Below are 24,070 nucleotides of genomic sequence, written 5' to 3'. Positions count from 1 at the left end.
TAAGAACGCTCCCTATCCACACGCCCTGCGTGCAAGCCCCTGCGTGCCTCAAATAGCTAAAATGCGACTCAACCCGCACAGTTTTGCGTCACACGATTAACCAGTTTGCCCCCCTGATCCCCCGGCGTCACATGGTCGCGCGCTTGCACCCCTTGGCACACACCGCTACCTCTGGCCTTAACGAACAGGAGTGACCCATGCGCTTTGACGGCACAGACGACTATGTCTCAACCGACGACCTGACCATGGCCGTGAATGCGGCCATCACCCTTGAACGCCCGCTGCTGGTGAAGGGAGAGCCCGGCACCGGCAAGACAGAGCTTGCCCGCCAGGTGGCCAGCTCGCTTGGGGTTCGGATGATCGAATGGAACGTGAAATCCACGACGCGCGCACAGCAGGGTCTTTATGAATACGACGCCGTCAGCCGCCTGCGCGACAGCCAGCTTGGCGAGGAACGCGTGCATGACGTGTCAAACTACATCAAGAAGGGCAAACTCTGGCAGGCCTTCGAGGCCGGCGAAAAGGTTGTTCTGCTGATCGACGAAGTTGACAAGGCCGACATCGAGTTCCCCAACGACCTGTTGCAGGAGTTGGACAAGATGGAATTTCACGTCTACGAAACCGGTGAGACCATCCGCGCCGAAACGCGCCCCATCGTCATCATCACCTCCAACAATGAAAAAGAGCTGCCCGACGCCTTTTTGCGGCGCTGCTTCTTTCACTATATCAAGTTTCCCGATGCAGAAACGCTGCGCCAGATCGTGCGCGTCCACTTCCCCGATATAAAGGACCAGCTGCTCACAGTGGCCCTGACCCAGTTCTTTGAAATGCGCGATCAGCCGGGGCTGAAGAAAAAGCCCTCCACTTCCGAAGTGCTCGATTGGCTGAAACTTTTGCTGGCAGAGGACCTCACGCCCGAAGATCTGAAACGCGACGGGGCCAACGCCCTGCCAAAGCTGCACGGTGCCCTGCTCAAGAACGAGCAGGACGTGCATTTGTTTGAACGCCTTGCCTTCATGGCCCGCCGCGAACGGTAGACCAAAGGCCGTGGCCCTCAGACCGGGGTTTTGCCCTCGGCCGCGGCCACGGTTTTCATCGCCTCTCGCGCGTCGCGCGTCATCACTTCGGCGGCGTCCGCCGATTTGCCCGCCGCGTTCTCGGCCAGATCACGCGAATGGCCCATGGCCGCCTGCATCATCAACTGAGTGGTGTTGATATATTGCGACCAAATCGTCTGCGAAAACTGGATCTGCGCCATCATCATCTGTTGTGGCAAAAACATCATTCTGGTCATGAGACATCTCCCCTTCAGGTAGATTGACGCACAAGGCGCGGCGGAAGTTCCGTCACAATGTGACTGGTTCGCCAGAGGCTCCGTCACTCAGGTGAAATCTCCAGCATTCGCTGCTCCAGCGCCTTGCGCCGACGGCGCGACGAAATCTGTTCGGTCAGAATGCGATCCGGCCGGAATGACAGGTTCGCGCTTTCGTCCCCCTCGATGGAGAAACTCTTGTGTGCGCCCAGAATGCGATGCGCCTGCTGGGCGGCGATGGCGACCGTGATTTCCACCTTGGTGCAATTGTCCAGATTCAGGTCCTGACCCAACCGATAGGCCGCCCGGCTGCACAGGTTGCGAAAGCTGCCCACATCCAGGGATTCCCCCGGCGCCAATGGCCCTTGCAGGGTCTGCCCGCGAAACTCCTTGTCCACTGCCAGCGTATGCTCGGACCTGTCGCTCACGAGGCTGGCGACCGTCTTGTCGCCGTCTGTCAGCTTGACCTGCACGCCAACCACGTAGACCGCTTCCGACCCCATGTTGGCGATGATGCACCGGGCGTCCCGCCCATCCTGCACCGCGCTGTCAATGTGGATCATCGCCCTGTTTGCGCGCTGAAAACTCATCAGGAAAACTTGCAGATAGCCGATCCAGACCAGCAACATCGCAATGTTCAGCAGCGTATTCAGTCCTGAAGAATTCGATACGACCCAATCCCACATGTCAGCCTCCTGTTGTCGTGCGTCATGACCCAACAACACCGGGCGTCCAGAGGTTCCTAGGGCAAGCGGGATGCGGTGATGTCAGGCCGCGCTGTCCAGATCCTTGCGCATGGAGGCCATGCCACCGCGACGGCTCAGCTCCTCGTAGCCTGCCGCTTCGTAAATCCGCAGGGCCGCCGGATTGTCCAGCTCGCATTTCAGCGTCACGGTCAGTGCCCCCAGATCGCGCGCGGCCTCCTCGACCCACTGTACCATCAAATGCCCGGTGCCACCGCGCCATTCCTCGGCCACGAAAACATATGTCAGGTGACGCACCTCAGGCCCGACGCCCACGCGCAGGGCAAAGAAGCCGACCTCTCGCCCCTGCCCGTCCAGCAGATAAAAGCTCTCGTCGTCCAGCTCCTGCAGCCATTTCTCCTGCCATTCGCGCGGGTCGAACGGATGCCCGGCGCTGGGGTTCACCAGCAAAAGATCATCGGGATCGGACAGCAGCTCGATCAGCGGGGTCAGGTCGCGCGCACGGTTCCGGCGCAGGGTCAGCTCGGTCATCTGGGCCTCCTTCGGGGCGGTCAGGGCATTTTGCGCGCGTCCCACCACAGCGTCAGGCAACCACGCAACCCAGCCGTCCAGGATCGGCGAGAAACCGCTTACCTCGCTATCCGGGCCAATGGTCGTCGTACTCATGCGCACCAAATGGACGATCCGAACGAAGACGCATAAGATCACGCGTTCCGGGTCATTGATTGCGCCGTACGCGAAATCGCCCAAAGTAGTCCAAAAGACGCCCAGCAACATACCAACTGGCGCGAAAGCCAAGTGTTTTTGGGACCACCACCCTCGAAGTGAAGCGCAGACTGCGCGCAGCGCCTCCGCTTCGCCGATACGACAGGTCCCAAGCAAAGGCCGAAAGGCTATCGTTTCGAAGATCTCCCCAAAACTGACAGGTGCAGCTGACAATTGGCCAGGATGTCAAAAAGCCTCCGGTTGGTGAATCAACGTGCCTTCAAACAGGAATCGCAACACCGGCAAGCGAGGGGCTGTTGGTGCCTAAAATTGGCCCAGAATTGTCGTGAATTTTTATGCACGCTCCCGCCCGAACGCCTCAATTCGGACACTATCCGGGCGATTAAACAACCCTAAAAAAGGGCCGTTCAACCTATGAATGTTGCTTCTGTGCACAGGTTAACAAACTGTTAAACATGCACATTTACCCACAACTCCCGATGGCGGGAATATTTTAACCGCCTCGCCAGATCCATCTGTCCAGAAACCCTGCTTTTGCCCTATAGTGTTCAAACAGAGGACAGAAAAAACTTGGATGCTTAGGACATCCGAGCAACCAAAAGCAGGCAGGCTTACTAGTGTCCCATAAGAAGGCCCCGCTCGTGCGCGCCCTGCGTGCCGAGGACGAACACGTGTGGCGAGAACTCTGGACGGCATATCTCGATTTCTATGAATCGAGCGTCCCGGAAAACGTCTATTCCTCCACGTTCCAGCGTCTGCTGGGCGACGATCCACGCGACTTCAACGCGCTGATCGCAGAGCTGGACGGCCGCATCGTCGGGCTGACGCATTATGTCTTTCATCGCCATGCGTGGAAGGTCGAAGACGTCTGTTATCTTCAGGATCTTTATGCCGTTCCGGACGTGCGCGGCCTCGGCATTGGCCGGGCGCTTATTGAGGGCGTCTATGCCGCAGCCGACGCCCAAGGCGCCTCATCGGTCTACTGGTTGACCCAGGAGTTCAACGACACGGCCCGCCGTCTGTACGACCGCGTGGGCGTGCTGACCCCCTTCATCAAGTATCAAAGGTGAGAATGATGCGCAGCAAAGCCCGCCGGTTCATCCTCCCGCTGTATCTCCTGCTTGGCGCGTGCATGCCCGTTGCGCCCAGCAATGAAACCGCCACCCGCGCCGCCACAGCGACTGAAACGTCCTCCAGCCTCCCACCGATGAAAAGCTTCTCGGTGCCGCATCCCTATGCGCCGGTGGCCTCCAACACCGACATGGCCCGCGACTTCCTCGACTTGTCCTTCTCATTGGAATCCGGGCGTCCGTTGCCGATCTTCACCCGGTTCGAGGGGCCGATCACCGTCCGTGTCACCGGCACGCCGCCGGCCTCGCTTGCCCCCGATCTCAACCGCCTGATGCATCGGCTTCGCACCGAGGCGGGCATCGACATTTCCGCCACCTCTGGCCAAAACGCCAACATCACGGTGCAGGCTGTCTCCCGTCAGCAGATCCGCGAAACTCTGCCCTCTGCTGCATGCTTCGTGGTGCCGAATGTCTCCTCCCTGAAGGAATACAAGGCCGCCCGCCGCACCAAGCAGACCTCCTGGTCACAGCTCAAGACGCGCGAACGCCTGGCGATCTTCCTTCCCGCAGATGCCGCCCCGCAAGAGGTCCGCGATTGCCTGCATGAGGAACTCGCCCAGGCGCTTGGCCCGCTCAACGACCTCTACCGCCTGCCGGACTCGGTGTTCAACGACGACAATGTCCACACGGTGCTGACCGGCTATGACATGACGATCCTGCGGGCCTACTACGACCCTTCGATCAGAACCGGCATGACCCGCAATCAGGTGGCCGACCGCCTTCCCGCGATCTTTGCCCGGATCAATCCGCGCGGCCAGGGCGGACGCGCGCAGCGTCTGGCCAAGACCCCGCGTGTCTGGATCGACGCCGTGCAAACCGCGCTTGGCCCGGGGGCCAATGCCGCGCAGCGCCGTCAGGCCGCAACAAACGCGTTGCGAACAGCCACCGCGATGGGCTGGACGGATCACCGCCGTGCATTCTCGCATTACGCCATGGGTCGATTGCTGCAATCGGTGGATCCGGCGCAGGCACAGGATCACTTTGTCCTCGCGCAGCGCTATTTCGGCACCCGGCCTGACACCGCCCTGCACCGCGCCTATGTCGCCTCGCAGTTGGCCGCTTATGCGATCAGCGCTGGCCGGGCAAATGATGCCATCTACCTGTTGCAACCCCATCTGGACACGGCCGCCCGGCATGAAAACGCTGCTTTGCTCGCGACGCTCATGATGCTGCGGGCCGAAGCGCTGGATCTCGCCGGTCGCCCAACCGAGGCACGCGCCGTTCGACTGGACTCCCTGGGCTGGGCGCGATACGGGTTCGGCTCTGACTGGGCTGTCCGCGCCAAACTGCGCGAGGTCGGGTCACTGAACCCCGCCAGAGGGAGCCTTGGCGCGCTATGATCGTACTACTCGCGGCGCTTGCTGGCGCCATCATCGGCGGGCTGACTGCAGCCCGCCGCAAGGGCAACAAGCTCGATATTCTGCAATACGCGACGATTTACTGCATCGCGTTCTCGCTCGTGGGTCTGATCGTTACGATCATCATTCACCGCATCGCACTAGGCTGATTAACCAATTCTGACGCGACGTCATCCATACGCTGCATCGAAAGGTTAACAACCGACCGGTTTTTGCCAGACTTCCGGTCGGTTCACGTCTTTCCAAATCGTAAACGCATGTCTTGCACAGCTTAACGCCTCTGCCAGCAAGGTCGATGAGCACCACATGTGGTGGACCGCGCGCCGCCTTAACCGGACCGTGCGCACGGTGAACCTGCCATTGCCCCGCCTGTGACGGCACGCTACCACTGAGGCATGTTCGTACCCTTCTTCGATACTCTGCGTCGCGCCGGCGTGCCGGTTTCCTTGCGTGAATACCTGTCCTTCCTCGAAGGCATGCAGGCGGGCCTCGCCACCTATGATGTGGAGGCCTTTTACTATCTGGCGCGAACCGCCATGGTAAAGGATGAGCGTCACCTCGACAGGTTCGACCGCGCGTTTTCCCATTCTTTCAAAGGGTTGGAGGACATCCCTGTCGATCAGGTGATGAACGCCATGGACCTGCCGGACGACTGGCTGCGCAAGATGGCGGAAAAGCATCTCTCGGACGAAGAAAAGGCCGAGATCGAGGCCATGGGCGGCTTTGACAAGCTCATGGAAACATTAAAGAAACGGCTTGAGGAACAAAAGGGCCGTCACCAGGGCGGCTCCAAATGGGTCGGCACCGCTGGCACATCGCCCTTCGGCGCCTACGGCTACAACCCCGAAGGCATCCGGATCGGGCAAGATGAATCGCGTCACCAACGCGCGGTAAAGGTCTGGGATAAAAGGGAATTCAAGAACCTGGATGACGGTGTCGAGCTGGGCACACGGAACATCAAGGTTGCCCTGAAACGGTTGCGCCGCTGGGTTCGCGACGGCGCTCACGAAGAGCTCGACCTCGATGGCACCATTCGTGCCACGGCACACAATGGCTATCTGGATGTGCAAACCCGGCCAGAGCGCCGAAATGCCGTAAAAGTTCTTTTGTTTCTGGATGTTGGCGGCAGCATGGACCCGCACATTCAGGTCGTCGAAGAGCTTTTCTCCGCCGCCCGTGCGGAATTCAAACACCTCGAACATTTCTACTTTCACAACTGTCTGTACGAGGGCGTCTGGACGGACAACCGACGTCGTTGGGATGCCCAGACCGCCATGTGGGATGTCCTCAACACCTATGGTCCTGATTACAAATGCATTTTTGTCGGTGACGCGTCCATGTCACCCTATGAGGTCGCCTACCCTGGTGGCGCAAGTGAGCATTGGAACAAGGAAGCTGGGCAGGTTTGGCTTCAGCGCGCGCGCGCACAATGGCCCGAGCATCTCTGGATCAACCCCGTGCCGCCGAACCATTGGCAATACACGCAAAGTATCCACATGATCCGAGAGATTTTCGAGGACCGGATGGTGCCCATGACGCTCGACGGCCTCGACCGCGGCATGAAGATGCTTGGCTGATGTCGTCTCGATGAAAAACGTCTAAAATCCTGTACAGCAATCGGATTGTGTTAACCCGATAGGCACCCATCTTGGCCACCCTGCGCCTCAAATGATGGAGATGTCCATGTCGCTGCGTGCCCGAATCATACTCGCGATCCTATTCTGCTCAACCCTGGCCATCGCCTGCGTCGGGACACCACTTTATCTGGGGTCTCAACAGATCGCCAGCGAAGGCGCGGATCGTGAACTGTCAGCACTGTGGGGGCGGGCCCAGAATGTTCTGCAGGCCCGTGTCCAGAGCGCTGAGAGCTTCACCGCCATGGTTGCTGGAATGCCCCGCGTGCAACGCGCCGTGGACAAAGAAGACCGAAAAGGACTCCAACGGCAATTTCCCAAGGATTTCGATGCATTTTCCGAGGCTACCGGGATTGCGCAATTCCAATTCCATTCGCCGGAGGCAATCTCCATCCTGCGCGTTCACGATCCAAGCACCTACGGTGACGATCTTTCCAGTTTTCGCCCGATTGTGGTTGAAGCGAACGCATCCCGGCTGCCATTGGCGGGCCTAGAGCGTGACCGCAGTGGGCTTGTGATCCGGGCAATTCACCCAATCGAGGCAGGTGGCGACCACGCCGGCTCAGTCGAAGTTGGTCTGCCGCTCGATCAGAGCTTGCTGGAGCAGATGATCGAAGGCACCGATGCCGCCATTGAACTTTACCTTCTGCCGAACGATCTCTTCACGGATTTCGAAGATCCGGAGATGTCCAACACCCGTCTTCACGCAGGCTATGACGGCGAGGCAATCATTCCTCTTGAGGATGTTCGTGATGCTGTAGACCAGCCCCGCGAACCGCAGGAAATTACTCTAAGCGAAAAGTCTTACATGAGCGACATTCATGTGCTCAAGGACTTCGCCGGAATGCCTGTGGCCATGGTACATATCCTGTTGCCACGAGCGCCGTATCAGCAGATCGAATCGCAAATTGCGATGGTCACTGGTGTCGCCGTGCTCTGCGCATTGATTGTAGGCGGCGCCCTGGCATGGATCATTGGTCACCGTCTCACCACGTACCTTACGCGCGTTGTGCAACGGATGCGTGTATTGGCGGCGGGGGACACAAACCTCGCGTTCGATGATCTAAAGGGCCACGGGCGCGAGATCACCGAGTTGGCAACTGGTCTCGAAGCGTTCCGCGACAGTTTGGTTGAAGCAGAGCAGCTTCGGGATGCCGATATGATCCGTCAAGCAGAGCAGGGAATGGTCGTGACCAGACTGGCCGAAGGCTTGCAAGAGGTGGCAGCTGGCAATCTCAATATCCGTCTCAACGACGATCTGGGGCAAGGATACGAACAGCTGGTCGCAGATTTCAATACCGCCGTCGAACAGCTCTCAAATGTGATATCGGACATCGCCCATAGTTCGGAAACGGTGAACACGTCCGCCAGCGAAATCGGACGCGCGGCGCAAGACTTGTCAAACCGAACCGAAAACAGCGCCGCAACGCTGGAACAGACCGCCGCCGCACTTCAGGATATCACCAACGCCGTGCAAGAAAGCACACGCGGCGCCCGCTCCGCAGACAATTCCGGGAAGGCCGCGATAGATAAGGCACAGGCCGGAAATGGCGTGGTGAGCGCCGCAGTGGACGCAATCAAGGAAGTGGAACGGTCTTCTGAAGAAATTGCGCAAATTATCAGTATGATTGATGACATTGCCTTTCAAACCAACCTTTTGGCGCTCAACGCCGGGGTCGAGGCCGCCCGCGCAGGCGAAGCGGGCTCAGGCTTTGCGGTCGTGGCCGCCGAGGTCCGTGCACTTGCGGCTCGAACAGCTGAATCTGCCCAGCAGATCGGCGGTTTGATCGAACAGTCCGGCGATAAGGTGCAGCATGGTGTGTCTCTCGTCATACGAACGGGTGAGGCTCTAAAAGACATCGTCACCGCAATTGACGAGGTTACCGGTCAAGTGGCACGCATCGCAACCTTGGCGGAGGAGCAAGAAACCAGTCTCGGCGAGATCAACGTTGCGGTCATGCAGTTGGACAAGGATACTCAGACCAACGCGGGCATGTTCAACCAAACCTCGGCCGCAAGCGACAGCCTCACGGCCGAAGGAAAGCGGCTGGCGCTTCTGGTCGGACGGTTTCAGTCCGGCGAAACGCAGGCCCCGCATGCACGACTTCTCGCTGCTGAATAGCTGCACCACGTTTGATGAAGTAGGGTGACCTATTTATCTTTTTCCACACGTGGTCTGGTGTTGAAACACTATCCAAGTCTTTGACTTTATACGCGCAGTATAGCGCTGCTGAAACTTTGCAAGCAGTCTACCCGTTCGCAATGAAGTCAGATCAAACGAACGATCTCGGCGGCGTTGAGTGCTGATCATCGGTTCATTCGCGCGATGAGTTTTTATTTCTCCGGTCCAACGGAAGTCATCTCTTGAGGCGATGCGTTTTTCGAAGGCCTGGCGGCGGCGCATCAAGTGACCGGTCATTCACTGGTTCGCCATGTCACGAGAGGTTTCGCCTCGATCCGGCTACAGGGTTCGGTTTCGAACCAGTGTTCCAGAACGCCCTACCATGGCCGTAGTGCGCGCACAGGATTTCATTTCGGCGCACGCCAAGAATAGTCCGGCGCCTACAAATGACTGATCTTGCAGATCACTATGTTAGTGACAGCGTCGCACTATATGATTGGAAAGTAGCAACGTGGCGTGTCGTTCAAGCGCTGCTTACTGGCCGCCCGACGGTTGCGACGTAATCTGCCGAACGGACGCAAGCACAGTGCAGATCTGCTCGTCCTAAGGAATTTGGCGGCACAGGTCCGTCGGGTTCGTACTAACGCCTTCACAGTTGCGGGTGAGTTCTACAGCGCGGATGTCCAACATGGTGGGCTCCATTCCCAGATGGCCCTGTCGGACTTGCACCCAACACTTGCGGGCCCGCCGCCCGCCGTCTCCAACACGTTTGATGCCCGTGTCGTTAACGAACACCTTTGTTGACCATAGGTTCGGCGGCATGGGGCCAGCGTCGCCATCCTCCGCCACGGGGTCGAGACGCCAAGCACTGGCCTGACAGCCCAGGCAGCATGTCAGCGGACGCGCAAGTGTGGCTTGAACGAGTTCTGGGTCAAGAGGCACACTTGGATCCCGGCGTCGAAAAGGACCAGTGGGCGCTTGGGCTTGCCGCCGTGACGCGTAAGTCAGGACATCTTCGTAGATCATTGGATCGAAGTTGGCTCCAAGGCGAGCCGTCGACTTTTCTTTCACCTGAAAGGCAGGTTGCGTCACGAAATCTGAGTGTCTAGTCCGATCCGAAATGCAGGCTCCAGACTCCTGAAGTTTCAGCCGAAACAGGTCGGGTTGCCGCGAGTGGCACGTCTGACAGGAAAACCTTCGAGCATCTGGCGACGCGGCGCCAACCCTTCAGGCGTCCGACCTGTCGCGTCGTTTGTAGCGCCTCTTTTGGCATTTTCCTGGCTTGTCCAGAGACGTTCGGCTTGGGGTTCAGGGATGATTGTCTTTGTCGCTGAAATCTTCCCGAAACCAGTCTGCGTCGTAACCGCGATACCCCAACGGCCATTCGGCGTATGGCAGTGGGCTCTGCCCCCGGTGTCGTCACGGGCGTGGCCAGCGGCCGGGAAAACGCCGGATCGTGCGGCCCTTGAAGTCCGCGACTGCATGTAACCTGCTATTAATGACACCGATGTTCCGGCCCCTATGGCTACGACCAAAGGGCAGACTGCGAGGGGGCAGGATCGCGATAGCGGGGTGTTACGCGCAGTGGTGCGAACGGGGCAAGCTCCTGAACCGACCGCAGCGCTCCAAACTTACGTCATGCTGTTCACCGAACATCACTCCCAACCGCGCATGAGGCTCACGCCCCGATGTCCACCGCCTTCAGAGCTCTTGGGTCGTACGCAAACGCCGCTCCTGAGGGGCGCGCCGTCTGAGTTTGTTTTTGCAGGGTTTCTCGGCTTCTAAAGACCTGAGGTGGGTCAGCGTTTCTTCATCGCGGCCATCAGCGCGTCGCCAAACGCACCTGTCCCACCCGCACTGCCGCCTTTGGGCGCGCTACTCATCGGCCCCTTGTCACGCGGGCCGCCGCCACCGGGACCACGGCCCTTTGGCCCCTGCCCTGCGCCACCGCGCGCTCCACGTGGCCCCGTGTCGCGCGCAGACCGATCTTCCTTGGCCGAAGCACCCCCGTCTTTCTTCATCGTCAGACCGATGCGCTTGCGCGACACGTCCACTTCGGTCACCGTAACCTTTACCACGTCGCCCGCCTTGACCACCTCGTGGGGATCTTTGACAAAACGATCCGCCAGCTGGCTGACGTGGACAAGGCCGTCCTGATGTACGCCGATGTCCACGAACGCCCCAAAGGCCGCGACGTTGGTCACGGTCCCTTCCAGCACCATCCCGGATTTGAGGTCTTTGATATCCTCAACCCCATCGGCAAAAGTCGCGGTCTTGAACGAGGGGCGCGGGTCACGGCCGGGTTTTTCCAGCTCGCCCAGAATGTCGCGCACTGTCGGCAGGCCAAAACTGTCATCGGCGAATTGCTCTGCCCGCACGCCTTTCAGCGCCTCCGGCTGGCCCATTATGTCACGGATGTCGCGCCCACAGGCTTTGACGATGCGGCGCGCGACCGCGTAAGCTTCAGGGTGGACAGAGGAGGCATCAAGCGGTTCGTCACCTTCGCGGATGCGCAGGAACCCCGCGCATTGCTCAAAGGCCTTCGGACCCAGCCCCGGCACCTTGAGCAGCGCCTTGCGGGTCGCGAAAGCGCCGTAGGTGTCGCGGTATGACACGACGGCTTCGGCCAGACGGTCAGACAGGCCCGCCACATGCGAAAGCAGCGGCGCTGAGGCCATGTTCAGGTCCACGCCCACGCCGTTCACCGCGTCTTCGACCACCCCTGCCAGAGCCTGGGCCAATCGGCGCTGATCCACGTCGTGTTGATACTGGCCGACGCCGATGCTTTCGGGTGTGATCTTGACCAGCTCGGCCAGCGGATCCTGAAGACGTCGCGCGATCGACACCGCCCCCCGCAGGGAAACATCCAGATCAGGGAATTCCCGTGCCGCAAGTTCCGACGCCGAGTAGACGGAGGCCCCGGCCTCAGACACAACCACCTTCGTCGGTTGCGCGCCTTTCATCAGCTTCATCGTGTCGGCAACCATGCGCTCCGTCTCGCGGGACGCGGTTCCGTTGCCAATGGCAATCAGCTCGACTTTATGGCGGGCGACCATCTCTGCGATCTTTGCCTGTGCACCGCGTAGGTCCATCTTGGGTTGAAAGGGATACAGGGTCGCGGTTTCCAGAACCTTGCCGGTGGCATCCACGACGGCGGCCTTCACACCTGTGCGAATGCCAGGGTCAAGGCCAAGCGTTGCCTTGTTGCCCGCAGGTGCCGCGAGCAGCAAGTCCTTCAGATTGCGCGCGAAAACGTTGATCGCTTCCTCGTGAGAGCGACGGCGCAGCTCTGACAGAAGGTCGACATACATGGACAACGACAGTTTCACCCGCCAGGTCCACGCGGCGGCCTCCCGCAACCAATTGTCGCCCGGTGCCTGGCCCGGCACGCCAATCGCGGCGGCGACCATGTCCTTGGCGCGCTGCTGACCCGCCTCGGGGTCCGGCGCGATCTCGATGGTCACGATCTCTTCCTTGGCCGCGCGCAAGATGGCAAGCGCCCGGTGCGAGGGGATCTTGGACCAGTCTTCCTCATGCTCGAAATAGTCGGAGAACTTGGCGCCTTCCTGCTCCTTGCCCGGCACAACGCGGGCCGTGATCTTGGCCTCGCGCATCATGAAATCGCGCAAGCCGCCCAGCAGCTGCGCATTTTCCGACAGCTCCTCGGCCAGGATATCACGCGCCCCGTTCAGCGCGTCCTTGACCGTTTCGACCGACGCGCCGGTAAACGCTTCGGCCAGCTGTGCGGGGTCCTTGCCACGATATTCACGGATCTGCTCCAGCAGGGGCGCAAGGCCATTTTCTCGGGCGATCATCGCCTTGGTCCGGCGCTTGGGCTTGTAGGGCAGATAGATGTCTTCGAGCGTGGCCTTGGTGTCGGCTTGCATGATGGTGCGCGCCAGATCGTCCGTCAGTTTACCCTGCCCCTTGATCGTGTCCAGGATGCTGGCACGGCGGGCTTCCATTTCGCGCAGGTAGGTCAGCCGGTCGCCCAGAGTACGAAGCTGTGTGTCGTCCAGCCCGCCGGTGGCTTCCTTGCGGTAGCGCGCGATGAAGGGCACGGTTGCGCCCCCGTCCAGCAGGTCCACCGCCGCGACGACCTGCTTTGGGGCGGCAGCGATTTCGGTGGCGATGGTGCGGGCGATACGCTCTGCGGTCTGGTCCAAGACGGGCACTCCTGATCTGCGGGAGGTCCCTCATACCGTCATGCGGAAATGCCGCCAAGCCCCTGCGGGCGCATCGGCAAAGGGTCGCGAAAAAGCGGCAAGGCAAATCATCGCGATGCCAATTTCGTCTGTCCCGAAGGGCCACGCCAAGACGCATCAACAGGCTTCCGCACAGGGGTTTCAGCACCCTGCCAATTGCACGCGCCCCGCATCGGTGTGCCCGCGGACCTTTCGCCCGGCACATACGCGCCGGTCAGAGGACAGGGCCAATCGTGGCAATCACGTTATGCCAGATACGCTTGCGTCGAGGCCACGCGTTCACCTCTTCAAGGGTCATGAGGTCTGATCGAGCGATGTATTCCTGCTGACGTTCACGCACGGCATGAGTCACACCGTGATCTTGCAGAAGAATGTTGTTTTCATAATTCAGATCAAAGCTGCGCAAATCGATGTTGGATGAGCCGATCATGGTGACCTTGCCGTCCAGCGTCAGGGTCTTGGCATGCAAAAGCCCGTCTTTGAATTCACGTATTTCGCATCCTGCCGACAAAAGCTTTCGGTAATAGCTGCGGCTCGCAGCTGCGACGATCCAGCTATCGTTCACTTTGGGAAAGATAAGCGTCACTGCGACCCCGCGATGCGCCGCAGAACACAAGGCCTCCAACACTGTCTCATCCGGCACGAAATACGGGGTCGAAAGCGTCAAAGTCTCCTGCGCACTGGCGATCAGCACCGCAAAGAGCTGCGGCGTGGCCCCCTGACGTTCCGTCGGCCCATCCCCCATCACCTGCGCGGGAAAACCGCCCTCGACAGGATGAGACGTCAGAGTGATGTCATCGATTATTTTCCCCGTCGCCATCATCCAGTCACTGATAAAAAGCAATTCATTCTGCGCCACGACAGAGCCTTCGAACCGCAGCATGATATCGACCCAAGGCGCATACTTGGCTTTGACACGAAATTCCGGATCGGCGGAATTTCGGCTGCCGCAATAAGTGATCTTGCTGTCGATCACCGTAATCTTGCGGTGATTGCGCAGATCAACGCGGCTTTTCAGGATTGTGCGGATCGGGTTGTCCAACGGCATGGCCACGGCCATCTGCACCCCTGCATCCTTCATGTGCTGCCAAAGGGGTGACTTGATAACGGCACGGGACCCCAAACCGTCCGCAATGGCCCGACATGTCACGCCCCGCTGTGCTGCGCGGATGAGCGCATGCGCAATGGCCCTGCCAGTGTTGTCGTCCAGCCAGATATAATAAAGCACATGAACATGGCTTTGCGCCGCGTCTATATCCGCAACGAGATGTGTGTTCGTGGCTTCAGCGTCGGCCATTAAGTCAGCGCGGCTTTTGGCGACCGGATAAAACCCGTTGATCGACGCCGCATACAGGAAGGCTGGCCTGTACAGCGGATCGATGAGCCTTTCCGTATCTTCCGGCGCCCCCATCAGATGGGACGCCTTTGCTCGGATTTCGTCGAAAACCTCGTTGTGGCGCTTGGTCGCCTTGTTCCAGGGGTCCGTTTCACCCAGCAGAAAATAGATGATGCTTCCGACATATGGCAGCACCACCAACACGACAAACCAGGTCAACCGCGCCTGTGGGGAAAAGTCATCCCGTAACAATATGCGAAGCGTCACCCCTATGACGATCAACACATGGAAAATGAGCAAAAGCGCCTGAATCATGTGATCCCCGTAAAGGCAAGGTCGATGACGATAGGCAGATGATCGGAAGCCTTTTTCGCCAAAGCCGAGTGATGTACATATGCGGTTTCAGCGCGCAACCCCGGCCCGAGAACAAACCGATCAAACGCAACTTTTGGCCGCTTTGCGTGAAAGCTCAGACCCGGAGAAACAACAGTTACCGGTGCATCAAACGGGAAACGCGCGGCATTCCATTCATTGAAATCACCCGCCAGCAACACCGGATGATCACGATCAGCCAGTACCTTTTGCAAAGCACACATTTGCTTGCGACGCATGCCCGGCGTGAGCCCGAGATGAACACCAATCACTTCAAGATCCGGATGCTCCAGCCGAACCGAAACGGCCCCGCGTGGTTCCACCATCGGCAACTCGATCCGCTCGGATAAATGATCGGCAAAGCATGATCGCACAAGTATCGCGTTGCCGTGCCAGCCATGACTGAGCGGGCGAAGCGAAACGTCCGTCATGATGTAGCCAAGTTCACTTTCCAGACGGTCCAAGGGCAAAACGCCGGCTCGTGTGCCGATCCGTTTATCTGCTTCTTGCAACACGATAACGTCCGCATCGATTTCGCCCAGGATATCGACTATCCTGTCCGGATCCCGTCGCCAATCAAGCCCCACGGCTTTGCGAATATTGTAGCTGGCTATCCGCACACATCCTCCCCAATTGAAACAGTCATAGTCATTCAACCGCAGCTCCCCGGTCACGCCGTATAACCTGATTGTTGGTGGCAAGCCAAACAACCTCGCCGCCGGTCGGATCATCCATTTCCGAGCCAGATTGCGCTCTCACCGTAGAAAAGAAACCTGCCACCGACAAAAAGCACCGCTGCCAGCCAATCGAAGATAATATAGGCGATTTCACACGCAGTCTGGCCTGATCCTGCGAACATACGCCTTAAACATCGCCTCCGCGAGATCGAGCCCGTCCTTGATGATCTCCAACATGACCGTCCTTATGCGGACCATCGCAGTCTCACCTTGGCACATGGACGCCACTCGGGCAGTCACATCATCAGAGCCGATAACATGCCAGCCGCTGTTTCAAGATATCAAACTCTCTCCATGGCTGAGGGAGGCTTTGACCAAAGGTCATCAAGCTCAGGCTACGTTTCTGCTATGAATGCTGAAATTCCAAGGAGTTCCTGACCGGCACTGAAAAGTGAAAAAATCGACCACCTATGCCTGCGGCACCATCTCGTTGATCGTTTTGACAAGATCTGCACTACGAAATGGCTTGGCGATCCTTTTTGTGTCCGAAAGATTTCTGGGCAAAGACACTGTCGCATCTGTATATCCGGTCAGGAACACAAACGGGATACTATGATTTTTCAGCTTTTCTGCAACTGTCAGGCTGTTTTTACCATTTCCAAGATTAAAGTCTAAAAACGCAGCCATAGGTCTGCACTCGTCAATCCGATTGAGCGCGGACTGAGCATTTGAATGGACCGAAACCTGCTTGAACCCTGCCTCGGCCAAGGTCATTTCAATATCCATCGCGATCAATGCTTCGTCTTCCAGAACAAGTATCTCGGAGTTACTCATTCGTTCCCTCCAGCTCGAAATCTATTTGAAAACAGAGACCCTCTTCGTTGAATTCGATTTTAACCTCGCCTGAAAGATCACTCCCCAAGACTCTCTCCAGCACGAGGGTGCCAAAACCTTTTTTGTCCGGCGGAGACGCAATCAAGGGGCCATTGAACTCCTTCCAGACAATGCGCGCTTTGGTTCCCACTTCGCGCGTATCGCACTGTGTGCCGATAACGATATGACCTCCTTCGACAGACAGTGCTCCATATTTGGCAGCATTGGTGGTCAACTCATGTAGCGCCATTCCAAGAGCCAAGGCCTCTTTTGAGCTCAACCGGAGGTCGGGACCAGTAATCCGGATACGTTCAAAGTTTCGTTGTTCATATGGCGCGGCCTCGTTGCGAATGATCTCGGACAACTTGGCCGTTGACCAGTCGGCGTCTGTCAGCAGGTCGTGGGTGCGGGAAATTGATCCAAGCCGATCTTCGAGACGCGCCTGATATTCAACCGCACCAGCCACGCCCTTGAGCAGCAACTTGGAAATCGAACTGATCGTCGCAAGCGTGTTCTTGACGCGGTGTTGCAACTCTCCGAGCAGCAAATTCAGGTGATCGTTTTGTTTTTGAATGCGCTGCATCATGCGCGCCTGGTCCGTCACTTCGCGCACACAGATGCCCACAGCAAAAACCTTGCCGTCCTGCCAGACCGGGTAATAATCGCCGATCCAATTGCGTTTGGCCCCGGGTGCTGCGACGGTTTCCCCTTCGATCTCGATCTCCAGCAACGGCTGGCCGGACTGGATAACGTGATGGCAGACGTTTTCCAAAGTATCTGCGAGGGCCGGCAGCAGATCCTTGAAAGACTTTCCAATATGATCAGCGACAGAGAAACCGTTTATTTCAGCGAGGCATTCGTTTACACGGACCCATTTATAGTCGGTGTCAATCAGCGCCAGTCCGACCGGCGTGGTGTCGTAAAGATTTTCCAATTCGGCATATTGCCGGGCCATAGCCCGTTCATTCCGCTTGAGGGTTTCTTCGTAGCTCTTGCGATCCGTGATATCGATAAAAGACAGGACATAGCCGTCGAGCCGATTGTCGGTTGTGCGGTAGGGTTTGATCCGCAGCAGAAACACCTGACCGGAGGCGGGAATCGTGACCTCGCGTTCAAACGATTGAAGCGTTTCGTCGACCTTGTGGGCATCGGCTTCCAAATCGGGGTAATCAATACGTGACGACAAATCGGATATCGGCCGCCCGATATCGCGCTGCCTGATGCCGAACAGTGCCACGGTCGAGGGCGTGAAATTGCGCACGCAGAATTCGCGGTCCAAAAACAGCACCGCCAAATCGGTTGCCTCAAACAGGTTCTTCAGGTCCGAGTTCGCGCGGATGAGTAGCCGGTTATTTTCCTGCAGCTCCGCATTTACTGTTTCCAGCTCTTCGTTGATCGACTGCAATTCCTCCCGCGAGGTTTCCAATTCCTCGTTGGATGACTGCAGTTCCTCATTCATGCTCATCAGCTCTTCGTTGCTGCTTTTGAGCTCTTGGCCAGAGGATTCATATTCCTGCATCGTTGCCGTCAATTGCTTGCGCAACTTGACGTTTTCGGTCTCCAGGATGTCACGGTCCGCTGTCTCCCTTTCACCGACAGCCTCTCCGATATCGTCGACGTCAAGGGCGCGGACTTCGGTCAACACCAAGATGAAATTCGAGCCGCTGGGGCTGACCTCCACATCGAAAAGGCGGCGCGTATCACCCTGCACAACAACGATGTTTTCGATGCGCATCGGCTCGCCGGTCTTGATCGCTTCGGACAGTGCCGTGCGCACCGGAAGACGCAATTCGTTCGCCAGGTAGGCGTCAACCAAGGTGGAGGGTGCACCCTGCGTCGGCCGCACCAATTCGGTCATCTTCCGGGAAAGGTACAGAACCTCCCCTCTGCTCGAGAGGAGCGCAAATGGCGCGGCATGGTTTCGTAAAAATTCCTGCTCGACCGCTGTCTCGCGTGACAGGTCGAGCGCCATGTTCGGCTCCGGTGCAGGTTGCTTGATCTCGACCGGCAGCGCCTTCGGACGGCCCGGTTTTTGAAGCAGCGTCGAAAAGCTGGTCGTGGCCTTGGCATTTCTGCGAAAGATACGATGGGTCTTATCCACCACATCAAAGAGATTGTCGTCACCGGCAAGCCCTTCGGACGGCCCCAGGAAAAGATGCCCCTCACCGCGCAGTGAAAAATGGAACCGTGGGATCACTTTCTTTTGCAGGTTGGCCGAAAGATAGATCAGCAAATTGCGACACGAAATCAGATCGAGCCGTGAAAATGGCGGATCCTGCAACAGGTTGTGTGGCGCAAAGACGCAAACTTCGCGCAACTTCGGGTCGGCCCGGTACTCGCCGTTCTCGATATGAAAGAAACGCTCGCGACGCTCCGGGCTGAGTTTCTCAACCGTATCGGCTGAATAGAGACCATAGCGCGCCGACACGAGAGACGGCGTGTCTATGTCCGTGCCAAACACCTGTAGGACACGCCGGTCACCGCGGGCCTCCATTTCCTCTATGAAAAGCATGGCGAGTGAATAGGCTTCCTCGCCAGTCGAACATCCAGGCACCCAGATGCGGATCGTGCTTTCGGAGTTCGATAAAATAGGATCGACGACTTTGTCTTTGAGGACCTCGAAGGCTTCGGGATTGCGGAAAAACTGCGTGACCCCGATCAGAAACTCCTGCGCCAGAAGCCGCGCTTCATTGCTGTCCTCCAGGGTCTTGATGAACCGCTCCACATCCAGGATGCGCAGCACCGCCATCCGGCGTTCGATACGACGGACCAGAGTGCCAGGCTTGTAGTCAGAAAAATCATTGCCAACAACGGCCTGCAATCGCTCGCTGAAACGCGGCAACGCCGCTTCGATCTCTTCCTTCAGACTTTCCTGATTATCGCTACGGCTCAGACGCAGGTGGTGCTGAATAATCTCATCCAGCCGCGCGGAGATTTTTTCCACCGGCAAAATAAAGTCGACCAACCCGGTCGCAACCGCACTGTCCGGCATCCCCGGGAACCGCGCGCCCTTGCTTTCCTGCACGAGGGCAAACCCGCCCGACCCTTTAACCTCTTTCAGACCGGCCGAACCGTCATTGCCGGTCCCCGACAACACCACGCAATAGGCATTACGGCCACGCGCCGCCGCCAGCGATTTGAAAAACGCGTCGATGGGGCGATGCAACGCGTCTTCGCTGTCGCGCTCTACCAGATACAGGTGATTATCCTTGATGCTCGCGACTGTGCCCGGCGGAACGACGTAAAAATGGTTGGCCTGTATCGCTTCGCCGTCTTCGATCTGGCTGACGGGCATATCGGTTTGCCCCTGAAGAAGCTCATGCAGAATGGATTTCTGGTCCGGAGAGAGATGTTGGACAATCACGAAAGCCGCTCCGGTCTGCGGAGAGGTATTTCCGATCATGATTTTCAGGGCTTCCAACCCTCCGGCGGATGCACCGATACCAACAATCGGGATGACTGACATGACCGTGTTCCCCCAAGAACTTTTAACAACTTAATAACAAGAACCAGCTTCAATGAAAGCTATTAGACGGTTCAGCATGCTGTCACGCATCAACATTCGTCGATGTCTCAGGCAAAGACCCTCAATCCATTTCAACACTGCATGTTACCGACGTCATCTGATGGTCAGCTGGCAGCTTCATCGCCCTGCGCGGACTGCTTGTCGGCCATCCAGAAGACCGCCCCGCCGTGGTCGGGATCTTTCAACTTTTTGAGTGCGGGGGAAAGCCATGCCGTCGATGTGTTGCGTGCCAGGACGACACTCCCATTTCCGGGCTGAGGATCGGACGGACACTGGACACGGCCAAATCGTGTTTGCGGACCGCGGTTCACATGAAGCAGTCGCCGCGCTTCTTACGTCCATAGGGGGGCGCGACAGGCTGCCCTTTGAGGTACGCGCAAGCTCACGCAGCCGCATGGCCTTCGCTTGCTCACTTCCATCACCACCGTCTTTTCCGCGCCGTACTCTTTGGCAACCTCTATCGTCACCCGCGAGAACATGCCCTTGTCACACCGTCGCATTCAATCGGTATTGATCGCCGTGTAATGGCCATTCCCTCAGCACACCCTGCCATCATAAGCAATTGGAATTGTGAAATAAAATTCCACTCAAAAGCCGCCCATCGTCTAATCTTGGTTTAACGTGAAAGTTCGAAAAGTTGGGCAAAAGATGTGCCATCCGCACGACATCGCTCACCAATAGTCGGATCTTGCGCCAGAAAACGGCCCCAACGCCGCTGCGAAAATCTTGAGGGGTTTAGCGGGCCAAGGGTTGCCTCGACATGCAAGCTGACCGCGTCCGACCCTAATCCGTTCGGAATACGGTCTATCTTTTCCTGTATACGGCAAGCCGCTGACACACTGTCCGGATCTCGCCCTGTCCAGCATGTGTTCCAGCAAAAAGGCCGGAACACATACGTGCGCCGGCCTCACAAATTCAACTTGGCAACACGCGTCTAGCCAATTCGGTAGTTCGGCGACTCCCGCGTGATCTGCACGTCGTGCACATGGCTTTCCTTCAGTCCCGCCCCGGTGATTTTCACAAAGGTCGCATTTGTGCGCATCTCGGCCACAGTGGCGTTGCCCGTGTAGCCCATGGCCGCACGCAAGCCGCCGACCAATTGGTGCACGACATTGCCTGCAGGACCTTTGTAAGGCACCTGACCTTCGATGCCCTCCGGCACCAGCTTGTCGCTGGCCGCGTCCTTCTGAAAGTACCGATCCGCCGAGCCACGTGCCATAGCGCCAAGCGACCCCATGCCACGATACGATTTGAACGAACGCCCCTGATACAGGATCACCTCACCCGGAGATTCATCGGTGCCTGCGATCATGGACCCAACCATCGCGCAGGATGCGCCAGCCGCGATGGCCTTGGCAAAGTCGCCAGAGAACTTGATGCCGCCATCCGCGATGATCGGGATGTCACCCGCTTCTTTCGAACAGTCCATGACCGCGGTGAGCTGCGGCACGCCAACCCCGGCGACCATGCGCGTGGTGCAAATCGAGCCCGGCCCGATCCCCACCTTCACCGCGTCCGCGCCTGCGTCGATCAAGGCGCGCGTAGCAGCGGCGGTGGCCACGTTCCCGGCAATCACCTGAATGCTGCTCGACAGGGTTTTGGCCCGCGTCACCGCTTCCAGCACGCCGGCCGAATGACCATGCGCCGTATCCACCACCAGGATATCGACGCCCGCGTCCACCAGCATGGCAGAGCGTTCAAAGCCCGCATCGCCGACGCCCGTTGCCGCCGCAACGCGCAAACGGCCAAGGTCGTCCTTGCACGCCGTGGGGTTCAGAACCGCCTGTTCGGTGTCCTTCAGTGTCAGCAGACCGGTCAGCTTGCCCGTACCATCGGTGACCAGCAGCTTCTCGATCCGGCGCGCCCGCATGAGGGAAATCGCCTCTTCACGGTCGGCAGGCTCCTGCAGAATAGCAAGGTTTCCCGATGTCATCATCACCCGAACCGGCGTGTCGTCCTGCTGGGCAAAGCGCATGTCACGGTTGGTGACGATGCCCACAACCTTGCGGTCCTCGTCGACCACCGGAAAACCGGAAAACCCGTAGCGTTCGGTCAGCGCCTTGGCATCCGCCAAAGTCTGATCCGGGCGCAGCGTGACCGGATTGTAGACGATACCGGATTCAAACCGCTTCACCCGGCGCACTTCGCGCGACTGCGTTTCCGCATCAAGGTTCTTGTGAATCACCCCCATGCCACCGGCCTGCGCCATGGAGATCGCCATGCGCGCTTCCGTGACCGTGTCCATCGCAGAGGACAAAAGTGGAATATTGAGGGAAATGCTCTTGGTCACCCAAGTGCGCGTGTCCGCAGTGGACGGCAGCACGCTGGAGGCGGCAGGAACAAGCAGAACGTCATCGAAGGTCAGAGCCTCGCGAATCTCCATGGGGGGTCTCCTTGGGAGGGATCGGTTGGCACGTTCCTTTCTCATGACCGGAGGGAAATGAAAAGCCGTGGAATCGCATATCGGCATCATGCCGGCCAATGCGACAAACGCAGTCAAACCCGTTTGAGCAGCTCATCAACGGTGGCCTGCGCGACCTGTTCCGATTGCGCCACCGGGCGTGTACCCGGGCCGGACGCCGGGACAAACTCGCCGCGGGCTTGCTTGCCGGCACGATAGAACGCGAATTCCTGGTCGCTGATCGTGCCATCCCCGTCGGTGTCCAACTCTTGCACAATCCTGGACGCGTCAAAAACCTCGTCGAACGTGTCGGAAAGCGCCCGCTGCTGTTGTGGCTTTGCGGGCTGCGCCGCGACAGGTGGCAAAGGACCTGAAACGGGTGTCATCGACATATCTGTCTCCTTTCAAGGACGTTATCGGGCCTTTGTACACGTCACGCGTTAATATGATGTGATCCGCGGATAGAATCGGCATCGCATGACAAGGCTTCGCCAACGGGCGATCTCGTTCAGAAAATGCTCGAACCAAAAGGACGTGTATGACCAATCACTACGACACCGGGCGTCTGAACCTGCCCTTCACCGGGATCTGCACCTTTGCGCGCGGGCCCTACCAACCGGATTGGTCGGCTTTGGACACCGACGTTGCGATCCTCGGCGCGCCGTTTGACGCAGGCACCCAGTGGCGCTCCGGCACCCGCTTCGGCCCGCGCGCCATCCGCGAGGCCTCCACCCTGTTCAGTTTTGGCCACGCCGGGGCCTATGATCACGAAGATGACACAACCTACCTCGACGGCGTGCGGATCACCGATATGGGTGACGCGGACATCATCCACACCGACACGCTGCAAAGCCACGCGAATATTCGCAAAGGTGTCGAAGCCGCGCTGGCCGCTGGCGCCCTGCCCGTCACACTCGGCGGCGATCATTCGATCAACATTCCCTGCATCGAAGCCTACGAGGATCAGCAACCCTTCCACCTGCTGCAGATCGACGCGCATCTGGATTTCGTCGATGAACGCCACGGCGTGACCCGCGGCCACGGCAATCCCATGCGCCGCGCCGCAGAGAAGCCCTGGATCACCGGCTTGACCCAGGTGGGCATCCGCAATGTCTCCTCCACCGCGCGAGACGGCTACGAGGACGCCCGACGCCGCGGGTCCGATATCCTCTCCGTGCGCCAAACCCGTGCCCTCGGACCCAAGGCGACCGCCGCGCGTCTCCCGCAAGGTGCCCCTGTCTACATCACGATCGACATCGACGCCTTCTGCCCCTCGATTGCGCCCGGCACAGGCACACCCAGCCACGGCGGCTTCCTCTACTACGAGGTGCTCGAACTGCTGCAACAGGTCGCAAAATACCATCCTGTCGTCGGCATGGACCTCGTCGAAGTTGCACCGGACTATGATCCAACCGGATCAACGTCGATCCTTGCCGCCCAACTCCTGCTCAACCTTCTGGGCTTTGTCTTCCACGCCCGCCACAACGGCCTGACCACCCGAACCTCGGGCTAAGCCTTTTCCTTGGTGAGGCCCGAGCAACCGAACCCGAAAAACAAAGCGTGCGCAGCACTCATTCGGATCACGCCGCCTCACCCAGCCTGATCGGGATCAAACGCATCGGCCACACTCTGCCGCAATGCAGCGATGGGGCGCACTCCTCCCTTGCTGTCGCGCGCCCTGCACGTTCTTGTAT

General features: G+C 58.6%; 17 protein-coding genes and 1 pseudogene. 7 read left to right on the top strand and 11 right to left on the bottom strand.

Annotated features, from left to right (window positions below; all coding sequences use genetic code 11):
- Positions 1-197 precede the first annotated feature (197 nt).
- Positions 198-1,037, top strand: coding sequence for an AAA family ATPase (locus tag GGQ68_RS06845; protein WP_183964323.1), 840 nt, complete (start codon positions 198-200; stop codon positions 1,035-1,037).
- Positions 1,038-1,054: 17 nt separating this feature from the next.
- Here the strand turns inward: GGQ68_RS06845 and GGQ68_RS06840 are convergent, their stop codons facing one another.
- From GGQ68_RS06840 to GGQ68_RS06830, 3 genes are all read right to left on the bottom strand, one after another.
- Positions 1,055-1,294 carry a hypothetical protein gene (locus tag GGQ68_RS06840; RefSeq protein WP_183964321.1) on the bottom strand — a complete coding sequence of 80 codons (240 nt, stop codon included), beginning with the start codon at positions 1,292-1,294 and terminating at the stop codon, positions 1,055-1,057.
- A gap of 83 nt (positions 1,295-1,377) precedes the next feature.
- The gene (locus tag GGQ68_RS06835) at positions 1,378-1,998 is read right to left on the bottom strand and encodes a hypothetical protein (protein WP_183964319.1); all 621 of its coding nucleotides are present in this window, start codon (positions 1,996-1,998) and stop codon (positions 1,378-1,380) included.
- Positions 1,999-2,079: 81 nt separating this feature from the next.
- On the bottom strand, positions 2,080-2,547 hold the full coding sequence (locus GGQ68_RS06830; protein ID WP_183964317.1) for a GNAT family N-acetyltransferase: 468 nt from the start codon (positions 2,545-2,547) through the stop codon (positions 2,080-2,082).
- 812 nt (positions 2,548-3,359) lie between these two features.
- On the opposite strand from GGQ68_RS06830, the gene GGQ68_RS06825 reads away from it, so the two are divergent.
- From GGQ68_RS06825 to GGQ68_RS06805, 5 genes are all read left to right on the top strand, one after another.
- Positions 3,360-3,812: a GNAT family N-acetyltransferase gene (locus tag GGQ68_RS06825; RefSeq protein ID WP_183964315.1), complete on the top strand. Its 453-nt coding sequence runs from the start codon at positions 3,360-3,362 to the stop codon at positions 3,810-3,812.
- Positions 3,813-3,814: 2 nt separating this feature from the next.
- Complete coding sequence (locus tag GGQ68_RS06820; protein ID WP_425502962.1) at positions 3,815-5,212, top strand: DUF2927 domain-containing protein; 1,398 nt, start codon at positions 3,815-3,817, stop codon at positions 5,210-5,212.
- Positions 5,209-5,379: an apolipoprotein acyltransferase gene (locus GGQ68_RS06815; RefSeq protein ID WP_183964313.1), complete on the top strand. Its 171-nt coding sequence runs from the start codon at positions 5,209-5,211 to the stop codon at positions 5,377-5,379. The genes GGQ68_RS06820 and GGQ68_RS06815 overlap by 4 nt, the downstream gene beginning before the upstream one ends.
- A gap of 246 nt (positions 5,380-5,625) precedes the next feature.
- Positions 5,626-6,807 (top strand): vWA domain-containing protein, encoded by a 1,182-nt coding sequence (locus GGQ68_RS06810; protein WP_183964311.1) that lies wholly within the window; start codon positions 5,626-5,628, stop codon positions 6,805-6,807.
- Positions 6,808-6,898: 91 nt separating this feature from the next.
- Complete coding sequence (locus GGQ68_RS06805; RefSeq protein WP_343055880.1) at positions 6,899-8,986, top strand: methyl-accepting chemotaxis protein; 2,088 nt, start codon at positions 6,899-6,901, stop codon at positions 8,984-8,986.
- Positions 8,987-10,091: 1,105 nt separating this feature from the next.
- Here GGQ68_RS06805 and GGQ68_RS24250 read toward each other — a convergent pair.
- From GGQ68_RS24250 to GGQ68_RS06770, 8 genes and pseudogenes are all read right to left on the bottom strand, one after another.
- A pseudogene (locus GGQ68_RS24250) lies at positions 10,092-10,504 on the bottom strand (transposase family protein); the annotation flags it as partial.
- Between the two features lie 281 nt (positions 10,505-10,785).
- Positions 10,786-13,152: a Tex family protein gene (locus tag GGQ68_RS06800; RefSeq protein ID WP_183964307.1), complete on the bottom strand. Its 2,367-nt coding sequence runs from the start codon at positions 13,150-13,152 to the stop codon at positions 10,786-10,788.
- 253 nt (positions 13,153-13,405) lie between these two features.
- Positions 13,406-14,842, bottom strand: a complete 1,437-nt coding sequence (gene cls / locus GGQ68_RS06795) for a cardiolipin synthase (protein WP_183964305.1) — start codon at positions 14,840-14,842, stop codon at positions 13,406-13,408.
- Positions 14,839-15,555: an endonuclease/exonuclease/phosphatase family protein gene (locus GGQ68_RS06790; RefSeq protein ID WP_246429291.1), complete on the bottom strand. Its 717-nt coding sequence runs from the start codon at positions 15,553-15,555 to the stop codon at positions 14,839-14,841. Before GGQ68_RS06790 ends, cls begins: the two co-directional genes overlap by 4 nt.
- 489 nt (positions 15,556-16,044) lie before the next feature.
- Positions 16,045-16,410 carry a response regulator gene (locus GGQ68_RS06785; RefSeq protein WP_183964303.1) on the bottom strand — a complete coding sequence of 122 codons (366 nt, stop codon included), beginning with the start codon at positions 16,408-16,410 and terminating at the stop codon, positions 16,045-16,047.
- A complete protein-coding gene (locus GGQ68_RS06780; protein ID WP_183964301.1) occupies positions 16,403-19,915 on the bottom strand; it encodes a chemotaxis protein CheB in 3,513 nt (1,170 codons plus the stop codon). The genes GGQ68_RS06785 and GGQ68_RS06780 overlap by 8 nt, the downstream gene beginning before the upstream one ends.
- A gap of 994 nt (positions 19,916-20,909) precedes the next feature.
- Complete coding sequence (gene guaB, locus GGQ68_RS06775) at positions 20,910-22,358, bottom strand: IMP dehydrogenase (RefSeq protein WP_183964299.1); 1,449 nt, start codon at positions 22,356-22,358, stop codon at positions 20,910-20,912.
- A 113-nt stretch (positions 22,359-22,471) separates the two neighbouring features.
- The gene (locus tag GGQ68_RS06770) at positions 22,472-22,768 is read right to left on the bottom strand and encodes an EF-hand domain-containing protein (RefSeq protein ID WP_183964297.1); all 297 of its coding nucleotides are present in this window, start codon (positions 22,766-22,768) and stop codon (positions 22,472-22,474) included.
- A 146-nt stretch (positions 22,769-22,914) separates the two neighbouring features.
- On the opposite strand from GGQ68_RS06770, the gene speB reads away from it, so the two are divergent.
- Positions 22,915-23,889: an agmatinase gene (gene speB / locus GGQ68_RS06765; RefSeq protein WP_183964295.1), complete on the top strand. Its 975-nt coding sequence runs from the start codon at positions 22,915-22,917 to the stop codon at positions 23,887-23,889.
- Positions 23,890-24,070: the final 181 nt, after the last annotated feature.

It is taken from the genome of Sagittula marina, from assembly GCF_014196795.1.
Taxonomy (GTDB): Bacteria; Pseudomonadota; Alphaproteobacteria; order Rhodobacterales; family Rhodobacteraceae; genus Sagittula; species Sagittula marina.
The sequence above is the reverse complement of the archived record's forward strand: the minus strand, read 5'-3'. Positions and strand labels throughout refer to the sequence as shown.

What these genes read in the sequence shown, in the direction of transcription:
- GGQ68_RS06805 (WP_343055880.1), top strand. Translation starts at nt 6,899, where the DNA reads ATGATGGAGATGTCCATGTCGCTGCGTGCCCGAATCATACTCGCGATC.
- GGQ68_RS06845 (WP_183964323.1), top strand. Translation starts at nt 198, where the DNA reads ATGCGCTTTGACGGCACAGACGACTATGTCTCAACCGACGACCTGACC.
- GGQ68_RS06815 (WP_183964313.1), top strand. Translation starts at nt 5,209, where the DNA reads ATGATCGTACTACTCGCGGCGCTTGCTGGCGCCATCATCGGCGGGCTG.
- GGQ68_RS06785 (WP_183964303.1), bottom strand. Translation starts at nt 16,410, where the DNA reads ATGAGTAACTCCGAGATACTTGTTCTGGAAGACGAAGCATTGATCGCG.
- GGQ68_RS06810 (WP_183964311.1), top strand. Translation starts at nt 5,626, where the DNA reads ATGTTCGTACCCTTCTTCGATACTCTGCGTCGCGCCGGCGTGCCGGTT.
- GGQ68_RS06780 (WP_183964301.1), bottom strand. Translation starts at nt 19,915, where the DNA reads ATGTCAGTCATCCCGATTGTTGGTATCGGTGCATCCGCCGGAGGGTTG.
- GGQ68_RS06840 (WP_183964321.1), bottom strand. Translation starts at nt 1,294, where the DNA reads ATGACCAGAATGATGTTTTTGCCACAACAGATGATGATGGCGCAGATC.
- speB (WP_183964295.1), top strand. Translation starts at nt 22,915, where the DNA reads ATGACCAATCACTACGACACCGGGCGTCTGAACCTGCCCTTCACCGGG.
- guaB (WP_183964299.1), bottom strand. Translation starts at nt 22,358, where the DNA reads ATGGAGATTCGCGAGGCTCTGACCTTCGATGACGTTCTGCTTGTTCCT.
- GGQ68_RS06770 (WP_183964297.1), bottom strand. Translation starts at nt 22,768, where the DNA reads ATGTCGATGACACCCGTTTCAGGTCCTTTGCCACCTGTCGCGGCGCAG.
- GGQ68_RS06820 (WP_425502962.1), top strand. Translation starts at nt 3,815, where the DNA reads ATGATGCGCAGCAAAGCCCGCCGGTTCATCCTCCCGCTGTATCTCCTG.
- cls (WP_183964305.1), bottom strand. Translation starts at nt 14,842, where the DNA reads ATGATTCAGGCGCTTTTGCTCATTTTCCATGTGTTGATCGTCATAGGG.
- GGQ68_RS06830 (WP_183964317.1), bottom strand. Translation starts at nt 2,547, where the DNA reads ATGACCGAGCTGACCCTGCGCCGGAACCGTGCGCGCGACCTGACCCCG.
- GGQ68_RS06835 (WP_183964319.1), bottom strand. Translation starts at nt 1,998, where the DNA reads ATGTGGGATTGGGTCGTATCGAATTCTTCAGGACTGAATACGCTGCTG.